Genomic DNA, 17,205 nt, shown 5'->3' with positions numbered 1-17,205 from the left:
TTATTTTCCTTTTTTATAAAACTTAGCATATTTGGCATAAGCAAATCCTGCTATAACAGCTATAATTCCTAAGGTGATAAGAATGAATTTTACACTTACAATTTGATCTCCACTAGCATACGAGTGTAATCCAGCTAAGTAGAAATTCACACCAAAATAAGTCATCATAATACTAGAAAATGCTAGAACAGATGCTAAGTTAAAGCCGAAACGCCCTCTTAAACCTGGCACTAAACGCATATGGATAACAAATGCATACACCATAATACTAATTAAAGCCCAAGTTTCTTTAGGGTCCCACCCCCAGTAACGTCCCCAACTTTCGTTAGCCCACATTCCTCCTAAAAAGTTACCTATAGTTAACAGAACTAAACCAACAGTTAGCGCCATTTCGTTAATTACAGTTAACTCTTCTATATTAACAAGCATTCTCTGCTTATTGTTTTTATTTGTAAAAATCATAAGGAACAGTACCGTTAAGCCTAAAACCATCCCTATAGTAAATGGTCCATAACTACCCACAATAATTGCAACGTGAATCATTAACCAATAACTATCTAATACAGGCTGAAGGTTTGCAATTGCAGGATCCATCCAATTCCAATGTGCAACCATTAAAATCATTGATGTTACTAATGCTGTTGAAGCAATGGTTAAATCACTTTTTCTTCCAAAAAGTAATCCAAATAACATGGTCGCCCAGGCTACATAAATCATCGATTCATAAGCATCACTCCAAGGTGCGTGTCCTGAAATATACCAACGTGCAATTAACCCTAAAGTATGTAACAAAAACAAGCCTACAATAACCCATTTAAAAACAGTTACACTTACATCTATTGCTTTACTTTTACTCTTAAATATTTGAACTATTAAAACAATAAACATTAAAGCGCCTGCGTACAAATACCAACTAAAAAGATTTTTAAAAATATCGTAATGGTTATAAAGTATTTCAGTTTTTACTTTTTCATCAGATAGCATGACACTTCCACCGTACTGTAATTGTGTTTTATGAAATGCTTCTAACAACTTATTAGCATCGGTAAAATCGTTAGTTTTCTTGGCTTGATTTAGCGTCATTAAATAAGCTGAAAAACCACTATTTATAAAGTTTGCGTATAGAGTATCTTCAACTTTAGTTACACCATTTTTATATTCTATAGAAGATATCCATTTGTTGTTTTCATCGTCTGGAAGCGGAAAAATACGTAATGAACGCCCTTCAATAGTATTATATAATAAATTTACACGTTGATCAGTTTCCTTAAATTCTTTTTGAAAACCATTAGGAATTGGCGCCTTATAAGCTTCCTCTAAATATGGGCCTAACTTATAAGCACCACGATCTGTAAAGAAATCGGCTAGTGTTGCAAATTTCTGATCTTTAGGAATACCAATTAAAGAACGAATAGAATCTGCTTTCTTATATTTTAAATAAACAATAGGTACATTGTACCAGAGCAACGGACTTTCGTGCATAGATAAAAACACCTGATCTGCATCTAGTCCTGCATATGTATCGGTCTTTGTTAACTTACGTAACAACTCTGATGCGTAGGTATTAACAGGCATCATTCGTCCTCCAACATCCTGAATAACCATATGTCCGAATTTATCGGCATGCTCTAACGGCACTTTATTTGCAATTAAAACAGAGTCTATTTGAGCTTTGGTAGGCTTAGGGCCATGAGCATGTCCATCGTTTTCTGAGTGTCCTTGCGCAAATCCGTTAAGAGCAAAACACAATAATACAACTGGTAATAATTTTGCTTTCTTCGATTTAATTTTATCTAATTTTCTACGTAAATCTCCAAAACGTGTACCTTTTACAACAAGGGTTGCTAACATTCCGAAATACAATAAGAAGTAACCGATGTAGGTAAATAATGTTCCATAATAATCGTGATTTACAGAAAGAATAGTTCCTTTTTCATCAGGATCAAAACCCGATTGAAAGAAACGGTAACCACGATGGTCTAAAATGTGGTTCATAAAAATCTTATAATCAAAATCGCCTTCTTCTTCATCTATCACGGTAACTTGGCTAGAAAATGCAGAATAACTATTCTCTGTTCCTGGGTAACGCTCGGCTTCAAAATCATTTAATTTTACACTAAATGGAAGTTCCATTACTTTAGAACCATATTTAAATGCGAAATCTAATCCGCCTACTTGTATTTGTTTAAAATCTCCATTAGTACCTTTCCCGCCTAATAAACCAACTCGTTTTGTTTCTCCATTAGTGGTTACTTTTAAAACAACACCATCTTCGCTATTTTTAAGAAATTCTGCTTTTTTAACGATATCGAATTTACCTTTAACCACAGGCTTAGGAAAAACAATTTGCATATCTCCAATAATATAGCGCGAGCGCAATACTAACGGCTGTAAACTATCTTTTACTAAAGTTCCTGATGCCATAGTGGCCATGGTTAAATATTCACCTTCGAATGGCGAATCAATAAAAATACCATCTTCGTTAGATGTAATATTTATAGCACCTTCTGTAGGTTTATTTAAAGAAATTAACAGACTATGAATGCTCTGAACTTCTCCTGCTTTTAAAAAGTGATTATGTGGCTGACCGTTTCCTGCTTCAACTAATTTTAAATATTCTTCTCCAGATTCATCTGGAATAATATCTTCTTCAGCACCACCAATAAACGATTCCAACTCAATACTAATGTCTTGCTGGTCGTATGCTGTGTGTATACTAAACTCATTTTCTAAACGTGGTGAAAAATCTACTTCACGCTCTAAAGGCAAACGCTGTGGTACACCGTCAATCATATAATCACCATCTATAAAAGCTGTAATATATGTTTTCTGAGATAGAAACGTATTTTCTGTAGCGCCTTCACGAATGGCCATCATACCTTCAAAACCTATATATCTAGTTATAAATGCACCTAATAAAATAAGTATAAAAGATAAGTGAAGTACTAAAGATGCCCATTTCTCTTTTTTATATAATCTGTAACGTTTAATGTTTCCAATAAAATTAATCACAAAAACTACCATAATGGCTTCAAACCACCAGGTATTATAGATTAAATTTCTTGAGTATGGTGTTGGAGATGTGTCTTGTCCCGCATCCATAAACGTACCGATAGCCATAGCTGCAGCAAAAACGATAAATAAGATTGATGTTAACCGGGTAGAAAAAAGAATTTTGGCAAGTTTATTTTGCATGATGGTTTCTCTAGATTTTAAGTGCGCAAATTTAGCCTTTTTTGTTCGGTTGGTTGGTACGTATTAAACGCAAAGATTGTTAAAATTAACCTAATTTTAAGAGTGCAAAATTGTGTCGTGTTAATTTTTACGGGCTTGAAATATATTTAAATACAAAAAGGTACTCATTTTACGCGCACGTTGTTTGGCATTATCTGCGGTGTCGCCTTCAAAAAGTTCATCTACGGTTTGTACCCAATAATTTAACCACGCGCCAAAATGCTTTTCGGATATAGTATTGTTATTTTCCTGATCTACCTTAATATGTACATCTAAAGGATTCCCGTAATATTTTGTTTTTAAAAATAAACTCGATTCCCAAAACGTGGTTAATCGCTCTATATGTGCTGGCCAATCTGTAATAACAGTATTAAAAAAAGGACCTAGAAAATCGTCTGCTCTAATTTTATCATAAAATATTGAAACAAGTTTATTTACATCGTTTCGGTCTTTAATATCATGTTTAACCGTATCCATATTTTTCAGAATTTGATTCATTTAAAGTGCATTACAAATATAGTTTACCTAAAATTAAAGCACCCAATATTTGGTTTAAACTTAAAGGCATTCACCTTTGTCACTGAAATTCTTTTGCGATACTGAAAAATTATTTTTAAAAATGTATTTTAGCAGGATGATTTCAGTAATATTACTTGGGGCAGGAAATGTGGCCTCTCATTTATATAAAGTGTTTCATAATTCGGATACAATTACGGTAACACAATGGTACAATAGACATATTGATAAAATTTCAACGTTTAAGAATGAAGTTGAAATCACAGACGATTTATCCGCTCTAAAACGTGCCGATATTTACATTATTGCAGTAAGCGACGATGCGATTGCTACGGTGTCTGAAGCACTACCCTTTCAAGACCGTTTCGTGGTTCATACTTCGGGTACCGCTAGCCTTTACGATATTGATGCAAAACACAGACGTGGTGTATTTTATCCGTTACAAACCTTTACTAAAGGTGCAGAAGTAGACTTTAGTAATATCCCATTATGTATTGAAGGTCTAAAAAAATCAGATTTTAAACTTCTAAAACGTTTAGCTGAAGGTATTGGTAGTAAAGATTACAAAGTCTCTACAGAGCAACGTAAACGTTTACATATCGCAGCTGTTTTTGCCAACAACTTTACGAATCAGATGTATCGTATTGCACATGAAATTACAGAAGCTAATCAGATAGAATTCGAGATTTTAAAACCCCTAATTCTAGAAACAGCTAAAAAAATTCAGACCATGTCTCCATATATGGCACAAACTGGACCGGCTGTTCGCGGCGATAAAAAGACCGCCAAACAACATTTAAATTTAATAGAAAATCCGCAACATAAAGCAATTTACAAGCTATTAACAGAATCAATAAACGACACACATGGAAGAAAAAAGCTATAAAGAATACCTAGAACATATTACCACTTTTATTTTTGATGTGGATGGCGTTTTAACAGATGGTACTGTAACTGTAACCACCGAAGGAGAAATGTTAAGAGTTATGAGCATAAAAGATGGTTATGCCGTAAAAACGGCAATAGATGCGGGTTATAAAATTTGTATTATTTCTGGTGGATCTAACGAAGGTGTTAGAAAACGTTTAGAAGGTTTAGGCGTAACCGATATTTATTTGGGCGCTCATAATAAAATTGACCAACTCGACGAATACGTACAAAAGCATAATATTAAAACAGAGAATATACTATACATGGGCGACGATATCCCTGATTTCCCAGTAATGCTTATTGTAGGTTTACCAACTTGTCCGCAAGATGCTGTACCTGAGATTAAAAACATATCTAAATATGTGTCTCATAAAAATGGTGGAGCTGGTGCTGTAAGAGATGTTATCGAACAAGTTCTAAAAGTACAAGAAAAATGGAGCGGTAATTTTGATGCGCAATACGATTAGCATGAAGGTGTTAAACCTAATACGTTGGAAAAATCTTTTACTTATTATTCTTGTTCAAACACTAATTAAATTTGCTTTATTCCCAGTATTTCATGTGGACACTGCTTTACAAGATTGGCAATTTGCTATTTTAGTATTAATTACCTTATGCTTAGCATCGGCAGGAAATATTATTAATGATATTTATGATGTTGAAACCGACCAGATAAATAAGCCAAACCGAGTAATTATAGGCAAATCAATTTCAGAACAAACGGCCTATATACTTTTTATCATATTTAACGTTATCGGTGTAGGTTTGGGGTTCTATTTATCTCAAGCTGTTGGTCAAAACAGTTTCTTTGCTCTTTTTGTAATTATTTCTGCCCTACTCTATTTATATGCAAGTTATTTAAAGCGCATGTGTTTAATAGGTAATATTATTATCTCTATTTTGGTAGCTTTAAGTCTTGTTATAATTGGGTTATTCGATTTAATTCCAGCTATTACTTTCGAGAATCAATACAGTCAGCGTATGGTTTTTAAACTGATTTTAGGATATGCAGGCATGGCATTTTTACTCAATTTTATCAGAGAAATTGTAAAAGATATTGAAGACATAGACGGCGATTATGCTTCTGGAATGCATACGCTACCTATATTAATTGGCAGAAGTCGAGCTACAAAAGTCGCATTTGTATTCGCATGTTTCCCACTTGGAATTGTTATTTATTATGTGATTACCTATTTATATAGTAAACCTCTAGAAGTCGGTTATTTTACGTTTTTAATTATCGGTCCCTTAATTTTTATTGTCTTTGAACTTTTTGGAGCTAAAACAAAAAAAGACCACCGCAGAATAAGCAATGCCCTCAAATTAGTTATGTTAACAGGTGTATTATCATTACTTTTATATTCCATATAACGCGGTAAACATGTTACACGAAAATATAAGTCAATATAATATCATTTTAGCATCAGGCTCTCCTAGACGCCAACAGTTTTTTAAAGATTTAGGACTAAACTTTTCAATTGAATTAAAGCCTGTCGACGAGGTTTATCCACCACGTTTACGTCATTTCGAAATCAGTGATTACCTCGCTCAACTTAAAGCCCTGCCTTTTAAAGCTAATTTAAAACCTAATGATATTTTAATTACTAGCGACACCATTGTATGGCATAATAAAACAGCATTAGGAAAACCAAAGACAGCTGCTGAAGCTTTCCAAATGTTAAAATCGTTAAGCAACACAACGCACGAAGTAATTACCTCGGTTTGTTTTACATCGTCTCAGTTTGAAAAGACTGTAAGTTCGGTAACCAAAGTTACTTTTAAAGCACTTACAGACGACGAAATTAATTACTACATAAACACCTATAAACCTTTCGATAAAGCTGGAGGATATGGCATTCAAGAATGGATTGGTTATATTGGAGTAACCAAATTAGAAGGGTCTTATTTTAATGTTATGGGACTTCCTACAGATGTTGTTTATCGTATTTTAAACGACATAGTCTCTTAAAAAAAACTATTTAAACTTCGTAAATAGATATATAAATTGTAGTTTCCTTAATCTATATTTGTGGCACTAAATTCATGTATATTTTATGTTTTTTGAAACTCATTTTAAAGTCATCATTTCCTGTGTAATATTACTTGTTGTACTGCTTATCATTCGTTACATCGTATTAATTTTAGTAAAAAAAATTGGACGAAAAAGCGGAATTAATGAAGCACGTATTCACCTGATTCAAAGGTATTCTACAGTTACATTATTTCTAATCGGGCTACTATTCCTTTCTGTAATTCTGGGGGCTAAACCTCAGGATTTAGCTTTAGTTTTCTCTTCGGTTTTTGCCGTAATTGGTATTGCTTTATTCGCCATTTGGTCTATTTTAAGCAATATTACGTCTGGAGTTATTATGTTTTTTTCATTCCCATATAAGGTAGGAGATAAAATAAGCATTCACGATAAAGATTTCCCTATAGAAGCGGTTATTGAAGATATTCGTGCATTTCAACTCCACTTAAGATTGGATAACGGTAACTTGGTAACCTATCCGAATAATTTAATACTTCAAAAAGCTGTAACTTTAGTTCAGAAAGACGCAATAGACGATGGACACGACGCTATTTAAGTCGTAAACATTTTAAAATATGGCTAAAAAACCACGGATTAAAAAGCATAAACAAAAACCAGGATTAGCGCCAGGAACCATTGTATATACCGGACAGAAATCTTCGCAGTCTTTATATATCGAGATTTTTAATTACAGTGCAAATCATATCACCGAAAAAGAACTCACTTCTATCGATGAAGCACTAACTTATAAATCGGAATCTTCCAACGAAGTGACGTGGATTAACATAAACGGATTAAATCACACCGATGCCATTGAAAAGGTCGGAAATCATTATAACATTCATGCGCTTATTTTAGAAGATATTGCTAATATTTCGCAACGTCCAAAAATCGATGAATTTGAAAACTATCTAGCCATTAGTATGAAAATGCTGTATTACGATGCTAGTAATGGTTTAACTTCAGAACAAGTGAGCTTTATTTTGGGTCATAATTATGTCTTAACATTTCAAGAAGCCGAAGGCGATGTTTTCGATGGATTACGCGAACGTCTTCGCCATGGTAAGGGCCGGATAAAATCTTTAGGTTCCGATTATTTATTATATGCTTTAATAGATAGTGTGGTCGATCATTATTATATAGTAATTGAATCTATTGGTGAAAAAATTGAAGATTTAGAAGACGACTTATTTAATGGCTCTGCAAAAGAACAAGTTACTAACCAAATTCAGGATTTAAAACGAGAAATTTTAAGAATCCGTCGTGCTGTTTTTCCACTTCGTGATATTATAAATCGAATCGAAAAAAGCGAGCATAAACTAATAAGCGAACGTACCATCCCCTACTTTCAAGATGTTTACGACCATACAGTTCAGGTTAACGAAAACATAGAAATATACCGTGAAATGGTTTGGGGTTTAATGGATATGTATATGACAAGTATTAGCAATAAAATGAACGAAGTAATGAAGGTTTTAACCATTATGTCTTCCATTTTTATACCACTTACATTTATCGCAGGAATTTATGGTATGAACTTCGAAAATATGCCCGAGTTACATCATAAAAACGGCTACCCTATTCTACTAGTTGTCATGCTTTTCATGTTTATTTTAATGCTTATTTACTTCAAACGTAAAAAATGGCTTTAATATTTTAACTCTAAAATTTTAATTTTTTTCTGAAATTATTTGAATTGGGTTACGTCTATATTAGTGTTTAAGTTAAAGAAACCTTAAAACACTCTAAAACCCAAGGCGACTTTTTATATTTGAAGTGAAAGCCCAAAATTCAAATTCATATTAATGAAAAACCAAGTTCTAGCAGCGCTTACAATCCTGTTATCTTTATCTGTAAGTTTCGCGCAACAGCCAAAAAAGCCAAACGCGGCTGAAATTCACGAATCAATTAAAAAACTGAACTTTTTAGGTTCCGTTTTATATTTAGCTGCACATCCAGACGATGAAAACACCAATATGATTTCGTATATGGCGAATCATGTAAAAGCCAGAACAGCATACTTATCGTTAACCCGAGGTGATGGCGGACAAAATTTAATCGGACCAGAAATTAGAGAACTTTTAGGTGTTATTCGTACCGAAGAATTATTAGCGGCAAGACGCACCGATGGCGGCGAACAATTTTTTACACGTGCTAACGATTTCGGGTATTCTAAACACCCAGATGAAACCTTATCGATTTGGAATAAAGACGAAGTATTAAGCGATGTGGTTCTAGCCATAAGAAAATTTCAACCCGATGTAATTATTAATCGATTCGACCACCGCTCGCCAGGAACAACGCATGGACACCATACCAGTTCTGCCATGTTAAGTGTAGAAGCGTTCGACTTAACAAACAATGCCTCAAAATATCCAGAACAATTATATAGTACCTCTACGTGGCAACCAAAACGTATGTTTTTTAATACATCGTACTGGTTTTATGGCTCTCAAGAAAAATTTGATGCCGCAGACAAATCAAATTTACTAGCCATAGATACAGGGGTTTATTTTCCGTCAAGCGGATTATCGAACACAGAAATTTCATCTTTAAGTAGAAGTCAGCATAAATCTCAAGGGTTTGGAAACACCGGAACTCGAGGTTCTAGTATGGAATATATAGAACTTATAAAAGGAGATATGCCTACCGATAAATCTAATATTTTTGAAGGTATAGATACCACTTGGAACCGTGTTAAAGGCGGAGAACCTATTGGAACACTTTTAGCTGAAGTAGAACAAGAATACGATTTTAAAAACCCTTCGGCAAGTATTCCTAAATTGGTAAAGGCGTATACAATGATTCAGAAATTAGATGAAACCCATTGGAAAACCTTAAAAACTGAAGATTTAAAAAGTGTTATCGCTGCCTGTGCCGGACTGTATTTAGAAGCTGCAGCAACTCATAACTGGGCAACTGCAAACGAGGATGTCGATTTAAATATTGAAGTTATAAACCGTAGTGGAGAGCCTATCACTTTACAAAGTATTGTAAACCCAAATACCGTTTCTATATCTAAAAACATTAAACTTGAAAACAATATTAAATATAATTTTGATGAGCATTATAAGGTAAATTCAAATACTAAAATTACAACTCCATATTGGTTAACCGAGCAAGGTAGTTTGGGCATGTACTATGTAGAAGATAAATCGTTAATAGGACAACCTGAAACACCCAGAAGTCAGAACATCACTTTTAATCTTAGCATCGAAAATATTACTATCCCATTTACCAAACCCATTGTTTACAAGACAAACGACCCTGTAAAAGGCGAAGTGTATAAACCTTTCGATATTGTCCCTGTAGTGGCTTCTCAACTATCAGAGCCTGTACTTATTTTTGAAAACGAAATACCAAAACAAGTAGCTGTTATTGTAACTGCTGGAAAGGATAATGTAGAAGGTTCGGTTAGTCTTAATACACCAACAGATTGGACCATCTCTCCAAAATCATTACCTATTTCTATTGCGCATCGCGGAGAAACTAAAACGGTATTTTTCACCGTTACACCACCTAAAACACAAAGTGAAGTTAAGATTACATCTTCTGTAACCGTTAAGGGAACATCATATAAAAAATCGATTATAGAAATTGATTACGACCATATTCCTTTTCAAACGGTTGTAATGCCACAGCCGAGTAAATTTGTTCGTTTAGACATAATAAAGAAAGGTCAAAACATTGGATATATTCAAGGTGCTGGAGATGTCGTTCCTGAAAGTTTAAGACAGATTGGTTACAATGTAGCCATTATAAATCCTGAAGCTATTACACCTTCAAACTTAACGCATTTCGATGCTATTGTTGTTGGTATTAGAGCATATAACACAGTAGATGATTTAGCATACAAACAACAAACTTTATTCGATTATATTAAAGGAGGAGGTAATTTAATTGTGCAGTATAATACCAGTCGTGGTTTAAAAGTGGACACTTTAGCACCTTACAAATTAGAATTATCTAGAGACCGTGTTACCGATGAAGAGGCCAAAGTTACTTTTTTAGACCCAACAAATGAATTGTTAAACGTCCCAAATAAAATAACTCAAAAAGATTTTGAAGGATGGACTCAAGAACGTGGCTTATACTTCCCTAATGTTTGGGGAGATGAGTTTACGCCTGTTTTAGGCATGCATGATAAAAATGAATCTGAAAAAAGTGGAAGTTTATTAGTCGCGAAATATGGTAAAGGCCATTACATCTATACCGGACTAAGTTTCTTTAGAGAGTTTCCTGCAGGAGTTTCTGGTGCTTACAGATTGTTTGCAAACATGCTATCTATTGGAAAAGAAAATATAAATACAGAATCTAAACTAGTCGATTAATATGCAAGAGAATGAACCTATTAAACAACATTGGAAACGCTCGTATACTTGGGTGTTAATCGCCAATGCAGTCTATATAATAATATTTTATTTAATTATGAAAGCCTTTTAAAATGGAGAGTTTAGACTGGATAATATTAATAGGAACACTATTGGCAATTGTTGGCTACGGCACCTGGAAAACACGCGGAAGCCAAAATGTTCAAGATTATATTCGTGGCGGAAACCAAGCACAATGGTGGACCATTGGATTATCGGTAATGGCAACACAAGCCAGCGCCATAACCTTTTTATCGACACCCGGACAAGCCTTTAACGACGGTATGGGATTTGTGCAATTTTACTTTGGGTTACCAATAGCCATGATTATTATTTGTATGGTATTTATCCCTTTATATCATCGACTTAAAGTATATACAGCATACGAGTTTTTAGAAAACAGGTTCGATTTAAAAACCAGAAGTTTAACTGCTGGATTGTTCTTAGTACAACGCGGATTGGCTGCAGGAATTACCATCTATGCTCCTGCTATTATTTTATCGGCCGTGTTAGGTTGGTCTTTAAACCAATTAAACATTATTATTGGTGTACTCGTAATTATATACACCGTTTCTGGAGGGACTAAGGCTGTGAGTGTAACTCAAAAGCATCAAATGGCAGTAATATTCACAGGAATGTTTATCGCTTTCTTTTTAATTTTAAGTTATCTGCCCGACAATATTAATTTCTCGAACGCTTTAGAAATTGCAACTGTAAACGATAAAATGAACATCTTAGATTTCTCTTTCGATTTCGAGAACAGATATACCTTTTGGAGTGGAATTATTGGTGGAACGTTTTTAATGCTCTCTTATTTTGGAACAGACCAAAGTCAGGTACAACGCTATCTTTCAGGGAAATCGCTTAGAGAAATGCAGTTGGGTTTAATTTTTAATGGCCTTTTAAAAGTACCCATGCAGTTTTTCATTCTATTTGTAGGTGTAATGGTTTTTGTGTTTTATCAGTTTAACGAATCCCCTATTCATTTTAATCCGCATGCCCAAGAGGTCGTTGCTGCATCCTCATATTCAGATGAATTTAAAGCCTTAGAATCTGAACAACATCAATTATTCGAAAAGAAAAAAACACTATTAGACGCTTATGTTTTAGCACCAAATGAATCATTGAAATCAGAAATAACAACTATTAATTCAGCAGAAAAAACCAATCGAAATGAAGCCAAATTGGTCCTAGAAAAGGCTGCGGATGAACATCAAACAAAGATTGAAACCAACGATAAAGATTACGTTTTTATTCATTTTATTTTAAATAATCTACCACGAGGGTTAATCGGACTTTTGCTCGCTGTTATTTTAAGCGCTGCCATGTCTAGTACAGCCAGTGAATTAAATGCATTGGCATCTACAACAACTATCGATATTTACAAACGTAGTTTAGCGCCAGATAAAGACGATATGCATTACGTGAAGGCTACGAAGTGGTTTACTTTTGGTTGGGGAATATTAGCCATTTGTATTGCTTGCATTGCATATTTAGCCGATAATTTAATCCAATTGGTAAACATTATTGGATCTATATTTTACGGTAATGTGCTAGGAATATTTTTACTTGCATTCTTCTTTAAACACGTGAAAGCAAATGCTGTTTTCATAGCAGCTATCATCACTCAATCGGTTGTTATACTTGGCTGGTGGCAAGATTGGATGCCATATTTATGGCTTAACCTTTTTGGGTGTACATTAGTCATTATTGTCGCATTATGTATTCAACTTTTTATACCAAAACAAGATGTCATTACAACAGAATAAAACCATAAGATGGGGAATTATTGGATTGGGTAAAATTGCTCGTAAATTTGCCACAGATTTATTAACCATAGAGGATGCTCAATTACAAGCTGTCGCTTCTAGATCTATAGAAAATGCCAATGCTTTTGCAAAGACATTTAAGGCTACAAAAGCATACGACTCTTACGAAGCTTTAGCACAAGACCCCGATGTTGATGCCATATATATTGCGACACCACACAGCTTTCATAAATCACATGCTATATTGTGTTTAAAACACGGCAAAGCGGTGTTATGCGAGAAACCTTTCGCGATGAATACAGAAGAGGTTAAAGAAATGATTTCGGTAGCCAAAGCTAATAATGTGCTTTTAATGGAAGCGCTTTGGACGTATTTTCTGCCTCATTATCAGTTTGCATTAAACTACATAAAAAATGAAACCTACGGCAAACTATTAAAAATTGAAGCCGATTTTGGATTTACACGACCTTTTAACGAGTCTTCTAGATTATTCGACAAAAGTGTGGGTGGCGGAAGTTTATTAGACATTGGTATCTACCCTATTTTCGCAACGCTATCAACTTTAGGTGAACCAGACGATATTGAAGCTTCGTGTACATTGTTTAAAAATGGAGCTGACTCGTCTTGCGATATGATTTTTAAATATTCTAATGGTACTGAAGCCCTATTAAAAAGCACTCTAATTGCCGATACGCCTACAATCTGTAAATTTACCTGTGAAGATGCAACAATCACTTTAAACACCCAGTTTCATGCACCTACAACCGTTACGATTGCAAAAAACGGTAAAGAAGAAATTTTAGATTATACAGGAACTACCATTGGCTATAATTTTGAAACAGAACATTTCAACCAATTGTTAAGAGATGGTAAAATAGAAAGTAATATTATGACTTACGATTTTAGTCTAAAACTCATTAACACATTAGACAAAATACGTGAACGTATTAATCTTCAATATTAAAAAAAGCCGCCATCAATAGATATTATATTGATAGCGGCTTTTTTAAAAAACACTTGTATTAATTTATAGTGCTCCCCATTCTTTTAAAGAATCGGTATTCATTTTAATATAATCTGCATTTCCAGCAGCCTCTGCACCTGCTAAAGATTTTTTAGCTGTTTCTATAGCGCCTGCTTTATCACCCGTTTTAGCGTGAATTAAGGCTTGTTTACGTAACTGCCAAAATGCTGGAGTTTCTGTCATTTCAATAGACTTATCAATCCAAGTTTGCGCTTGCTTAATATCTTTTCCAGACTCATAGTAGTACACCGCAGACGCATAATAATCGTTAGCTGTTGGGTTTCCTTTCATCGTTGCATCGATATTTTTCATTACAGTTTTATCTGTAGGCACTACAAACTTCACACCTGCATATACTTTCCCCCATAGCATACCTATAACAGCAGAATCGCTTGTTAAATCATCTAATGTTATGGTAAATGTTTCAATATCTACTGGCATTGGATAAACTTGAGCTTTAGCTTTTAAAGCAACTTTACTATCGTCCCAAGTTTTAGGTAAACCACTATTATTCGAATCTGTGTAGAACATCACATCCCAAGAAGATTTATTCGGAACAGTATAAATAGCATATGTTCCAGACTTCAATGTTTTTCCATCAATAACAACATCATCAGAAAAAGTAACTTTAGTATTGGCATTTGCTCCTGTTCTCCATGTTTTTCCATATGGCACAAGGTTTCCAAAAACTTCGCGCCCTCGCATATTTGGTCTTGAATATTCTATGCTTACATCTGTTAATCCTACAACTTGTTCTATTTTACTTAACGGACTTGGTTGCGGTGTCTTTAATTGCGCTTGAACGCTAAAGGTCATAGCTAAAGCCATAAGACCTAACATTAGGTATTTCTTCATCTTGTTTATTTTTAGTTTGAAGTAAAATTACAAAGGTCCATACCTTGTAATAGTTAACAAAAACTTAAATTACATAATAAAACAATATACTTTCAAAATAAATCTCAAAAAAAAAGGCTTACAAAACTGTTTAATTAATTATATTTTACTATATTTCAAGTGTTTACGAATAAATTGTTATTCTAACACACCTCCCTCAGAAACGTAATTAATAGGTTAATTTATTAATCTAAACTTATAGTTACGTGAAAATTTTCACTCAAAATATCTTTTTATTCCCACTACTTTTTTTAAGTATACTAACGCCTTTTGTATTCTTACTACAAGAAAACACCTTTTTGTTTAGTTCTAAACCTCCATTATTTTGGGCATTAACTTTTATAAATATAACCGTTCCGTCTATACTTCTAGAAACTGATTTTGTCATATTCATATTCTTTATTGTTCTAATTATCTGTTCTATTGTAATAACGTTGATATTAAAACACCAGGTAAAATCGAATTCATTTTTAATTGAAATTGCAAACGAAGTAAATCAACAAGACCACTATTTAAAGTCGTTTAAACACACCGCATTAAACGACAGTTTTCCAATTATTAATCAAGCAATTCCAGAAGATTACACTTTAAGCATTACACAAGACGCCAAATTTAAAGCAAAGGTTTTAATTGTTGAAGACCATGATAAAATGCTAAAATTTATTACTAAATCCTTAGAAGAACATTACGATATATATACCGCTACAGATGGTAAAGAAGGTATAAAAAAAGCTAAATCTATTTTACCCGATGTTATAGTAAGTGATTTAAGAATGCCGGTAATTGATGGTTTAAAACTTTGTAGCGTTTTAAAAGCAGATGAGAATACAGCCCACATTCCTATACTTGTTTTAACTGCTAGTATTGATGATGATATTGAGCTTGAAGGTTTAAAATGTGGAGCAAACGATTTTGTCTACAAACCTTTTAGTGTAGATGTATTAAAAAGACGTATAATAAATTTAATCAATTCTAATAAAATTGTGACTCCTAACATAGCCTTAGCAAATAGCGAAGTTCCAATACAAGACTCAAATAGCATCTTTTTAGAGAACGTTAAAAACACTTTAAACAAACACCTAGACAATCCTGATTTTAACGTTAAAACATTTAGTAAAGAAATAGGTATGAGTCGTATGCAATTGCATCGTAAAATATACCAATGTACTAATTTAAGCACGTCTGCATTTATTAGAAAACAACGCTTATATAAAGCTAAGAAAATACTTAAAAATAAGCAAAACCTTTTAGTGAATGAAGTTGCCTATGAAGCAGGATTTAATACACCATCATATTTTATAAAATGCTTTAAAAAAGAATATAAAATAACACCCACAGAATATCGTGAACTAGAGTTAATGTCTATAAAATAGTATGATGTATTGTAGTGTCATTCAATAAAAAAATGTCAATAATCTTAAAAAAAATATTATGAAAACAAAAAATTTATTATTTGTATTAGCATTGTTAATGTGTACCACATCTATGCATAGCCAGTTTTTAAGGAAATTAAAAAACAAATTAGAACAAGTTACCGAAGATGTGGTAATAAATAAAACATCAGAAAAAGCAGGCCAAAGTCTAGATAAAACTTTAGACAATATTTTAGGATTAGACGGCGCATCTTACGATGGAAATATTGGTGATATCTCGTTTGGTAGTATATCTGTAGGTGACCCAGCACTATTACCCGATTCATATACTTTTGAATGGAAATATAGGTTACTTATTGAAGGGAGTAGCTCCGACCCGATGGAAATCATTTACTATTTAAAACCCGATGAAAAGTATTTTGGAATGCAACCACAACTTGAAGAGATAAAAAAGAATCAAGATATGTTTATGGTAATGGATGTAGAAAACAACTTGAATGCCATATTCATGACCAATAAAAAAACTAAAACTGGAATGGTCATGAAAACCAACAATACTTTAGATAATCTAAACACCGACGAGTCTCTAGAAAACGATTATACCTTTACAGAAATAGAAGACAAAGTTATTAACGGGAAAACATGTAAAGGATTTAGAATGGAAAATAAAGACGCTGTAATGACTATGTATAACGACATGAACGCTCCTGTAAGTTTTGTTAGCATATTTGGTATAAATACTAAAAATGCACCTAAAGGATTTAATCCAAAATGGTTAAATAAAGTAGAAAACAGTATGGTCATGGAAATTAATTATACAAATAAATCGAACAACGAATCTACAACAATGCGATGTTTAGAACTCGTAGAACAACATCTAGAAATTAGAAAAAATGATTATGAATTTACGGCTTTTGGGCAATAATTCAAGATTAATGTTTAAAGCGAAAGAAATGCCAAGTATAGCTTTTTTAAAATAGCCAGCCCATATTAGATAAGCCGTAAAATAATGAGTTTTTGAATTTCGATTCAGAAACTCATTTTCATGTTAACATAAATTGTAATA

General features: G+C 33.4%; 15 protein-coding genes. 11 read left to right on the top strand and 4 right to left on the bottom strand.

Going from position 1 to position 17,205, the window contains the following annotated elements:
• Positions 1 to 3,195, bottom strand: a complete 3,195-nt coding sequence (gene ccsA / locus BN863_RS06580) for a cytochrome c biogenesis protein CcsA (protein ID WP_038528809.1) — start codon at positions 3,193 to 3,195, stop codon at positions 1 to 3.
• 120 nt (positions 3,196 to 3,315) lie between these two features.
• Positions 3,316 to 3,711 carry a group III truncated hemoglobin gene (locus BN863_RS06575; protein WP_038528806.1) on the bottom strand — a complete coding sequence of 132 codons (396 nt, stop codon included), beginning with the start codon at positions 3,709 to 3,711 and terminating at the stop codon, positions 3,316 to 3,318.
• 157 nt (positions 3,712 to 3,868) lie between these two features.
• Here BN863_RS06575 and BN863_RS06570 point away from each other — a divergent pair, with 157 nt between their 5' ends.
• From BN863_RS06570 to BN863_RS06530, 9 genes are all read left to right on the top strand, one after another.
• Positions 3,869 to 4,636 carry a Rossmann-like and DUF2520 domain-containing protein gene (locus BN863_RS06570; RefSeq protein WP_038528803.1) on the top strand — a complete coding sequence of 256 codons (768 nt, stop codon included), beginning with the start codon at positions 3,869 to 3,871 and terminating at the stop codon, positions 4,634 to 4,636.
• Positions 4,617 to 5,147, top strand: a complete 531-nt coding sequence (locus BN863_RS06565; RefSeq protein WP_038528800.1) for a KdsC family phosphatase — start codon at positions 4,617 to 4,619, stop codon at positions 5,145 to 5,147. The genes BN863_RS06570 and BN863_RS06565 overlap by 20 nt, the downstream gene beginning before the upstream one ends.
• Position 5,148: 1 nt before the next feature.
• Complete coding sequence (locus BN863_RS06560; RefSeq protein ID WP_038528797.1) at positions 5,149 to 6,051, top strand: geranylgeranylglycerol-phosphate geranylgeranyltransferase; 903 nt, start codon at positions 5,149 to 5,151, stop codon at positions 6,049 to 6,051.
• A gap of 10 nt (positions 6,052 to 6,061) precedes the next feature.
• A complete protein-coding gene (locus tag BN863_RS06555) occupies positions 6,062 to 6,649 on the top strand; it encodes a Maf-like protein (RefSeq protein ID WP_038528794.1) in 588 nt (195 codons plus the stop codon).
• Positions 6,650 to 6,734: 85 nt separating this feature from the next.
• Positions 6,735 to 7,265 (top strand): mechanosensitive ion channel domain-containing protein, encoded by a 531-nt coding sequence (locus tag BN863_RS06550; RefSeq protein WP_038528791.1) that lies wholly within the window; start codon positions 6,735 to 6,737, stop codon positions 7,263 to 7,265.
• A 19-nt stretch (positions 7,266 to 7,284) separates the two neighbouring features.
• Positions 7,285 to 8,361: a magnesium/cobalt transporter CorA gene (corA, locus tag BN863_RS06545; protein WP_038528788.1), complete on the top strand. Its 1,077-nt coding sequence runs from the start codon at positions 7,285 to 7,287 to the stop codon at positions 8,359 to 8,361.
• Positions 8,362 to 8,514: 153 nt separating this feature from the next.
• The gene (locus tag BN863_RS06540) at positions 8,515 to 11,040 is read left to right on the top strand and encodes a PIG-L family deacetylase (protein WP_038528785.1); all 2,526 of its coding nucleotides are present in this window, start codon (positions 8,515 to 8,517) and stop codon (positions 11,038 to 11,040) included.
• A 113-nt stretch (positions 11,041 to 11,153) separates the two neighbouring features.
• A complete protein-coding gene (locus tag BN863_RS06535) occupies positions 11,154 to 12,848 on the top strand; it encodes a sodium:solute symporter (protein ID WP_038528782.1) in 1,695 nt (564 codons plus the stop codon).
• Positions 12,829 to 13,812: a Gfo/Idh/MocA family protein gene (locus BN863_RS06530; protein ID WP_038528779.1), complete on the top strand. Its 984-nt coding sequence runs from the start codon at positions 12,829 to 12,831 to the stop codon at positions 13,810 to 13,812. Before BN863_RS06535 ends, BN863_RS06530 begins: the two co-directional genes overlap by 20 nt.
• A 63-nt stretch (positions 13,813 to 13,875) precedes the next feature.
• Here the strand turns inward: BN863_RS06530 and BN863_RS06525 are convergent, their stop codons facing one another.
• Positions 13,876 to 14,727, bottom strand: a complete 852-nt coding sequence (locus BN863_RS06525; RefSeq protein ID WP_038528776.1) for a DUF2911 domain-containing protein — start codon at positions 14,725 to 14,727, stop codon at positions 13,876 to 13,878.
• Between the two features lie 259 nt (positions 14,728 to 14,986).
• Positions 14,987 to 15,154: a hypothetical protein gene (locus BN863_RS18455; RefSeq protein ID WP_158408971.1), complete on the bottom strand. Its 168-nt coding sequence runs from the start codon at positions 15,152 to 15,154 to the stop codon at positions 14,987 to 14,989.
• A 46-nt stretch (positions 15,155 to 15,200) separates the two neighbouring features.
• On the opposite strand from BN863_RS18455, the gene BN863_RS06520 reads away from it, so the two are divergent.
• Positions 15,201 to 16,139 (top strand): response regulator transcription factor, encoded by a 939-nt coding sequence (locus BN863_RS06520; protein ID WP_038528773.1) that lies wholly within the window; start codon positions 15,201 to 15,203, stop codon positions 16,137 to 16,139.
• Between the two features lie 58 nt (positions 16,140 to 16,197).
• Entirely contained in the window at positions 16,198 to 17,064 is an 867-nt protein-coding gene (locus BN863_RS17955) for a DUF4412 domain-containing protein (RefSeq protein ID WP_084817482.1), read from the top strand.
• Positions 17,065 to 17,205: the final 141 nt, after the last annotated feature.

It is taken from the genome of Formosa agariphila KMM 3901, from assembly GCF_000723205.1.
Classification (GTDB): Bacteria; Bacteroidota; Bacteroidia; order Flavobacteriales; family Flavobacteriaceae; genus Formosa; species Formosa agariphila.
This window is presented reverse-complemented; position numbering and strand designations above follow the sequence as displayed.

Excerpts from the sequence above, each read along its gene's own strand:
- BN863_RS06555 (WP_038528794.1), top strand. The coding sequence starts at position 6,062 with ATGTTACACGAAAATATAAGTCAATATAATATCATTTTAGCATCAGGC.
- BN863_RS06565 (WP_038528800.1), top strand. The coding sequence starts at position 4,617 with ATGGAAGAAAAAAGCTATAAAGAATACCTAGAACATATTACCACTTTT.
- BN863_RS18455 (WP_158408971.1), bottom strand. The coding sequence starts at position 15,154 with ATGACAAAATCAGTTTCTAGAAGTATAGACGGAACGGTTATATTTATA.
- BN863_RS06550 (WP_038528791.1), top strand. The coding sequence starts at position 6,735 with ATGTTTTTTGAAACTCATTTTAAAGTCATCATTTCCTGTGTAATATTA.
- BN863_RS06540 (WP_038528785.1), top strand. The coding sequence starts at position 8,515 with ATGAAAAACCAAGTTCTAGCAGCGCTTACAATCCTGTTATCTTTATCT.
- corA (WP_038528788.1), top strand. The coding sequence starts at position 7,285 with ATGGCTAAAAAACCACGGATTAAAAAGCATAAACAAAAACCAGGATTA.
- BN863_RS06575 (WP_038528806.1), bottom strand. The coding sequence starts at position 3,711 with ATGGATACGGTTAAACATGATATTAAAGACCGAAACGATGTAAATAAA.
- BN863_RS06525 (WP_038528776.1), bottom strand. The coding sequence starts at position 14,727 with ATGAAGAAATACCTAATGTTAGGTCTTATGGCTTTAGCTATGACCTTT.
- BN863_RS06570 (WP_038528803.1), top strand. The coding sequence starts at position 3,869 with ATGATTTCAGTAATATTACTTGGGGCAGGAAATGTGGCCTCTCATTTA.
- BN863_RS17955 (WP_084817482.1), top strand. The coding sequence starts at position 16,198 with ATGAAAACAAAAAATTTATTATTTGTATTAGCATTGTTAATGTGTACC.
- BN863_RS06560 (WP_038528797.1), top strand. The coding sequence starts at position 5,149 with ATGAAGGTGTTAAACCTAATACGTTGGAAAAATCTTTTACTTATTATT.
- ccsA (WP_038528809.1), bottom strand. The coding sequence starts at position 3,195 with ATGCAAAATAAACTTGCCAAAATTCTTTTTTCTACCCGGTTAACATCA.
- BN863_RS06530 (WP_038528779.1), top strand. The coding sequence starts at position 12,829 with ATGTCATTACAACAGAATAAAACCATAAGATGGGGAATTATTGGATTG.
- BN863_RS06535 (WP_038528782.1), top strand. The coding sequence starts at position 11,154 with ATGGAGAGTTTAGACTGGATAATATTAATAGGAACACTATTGGCAATT.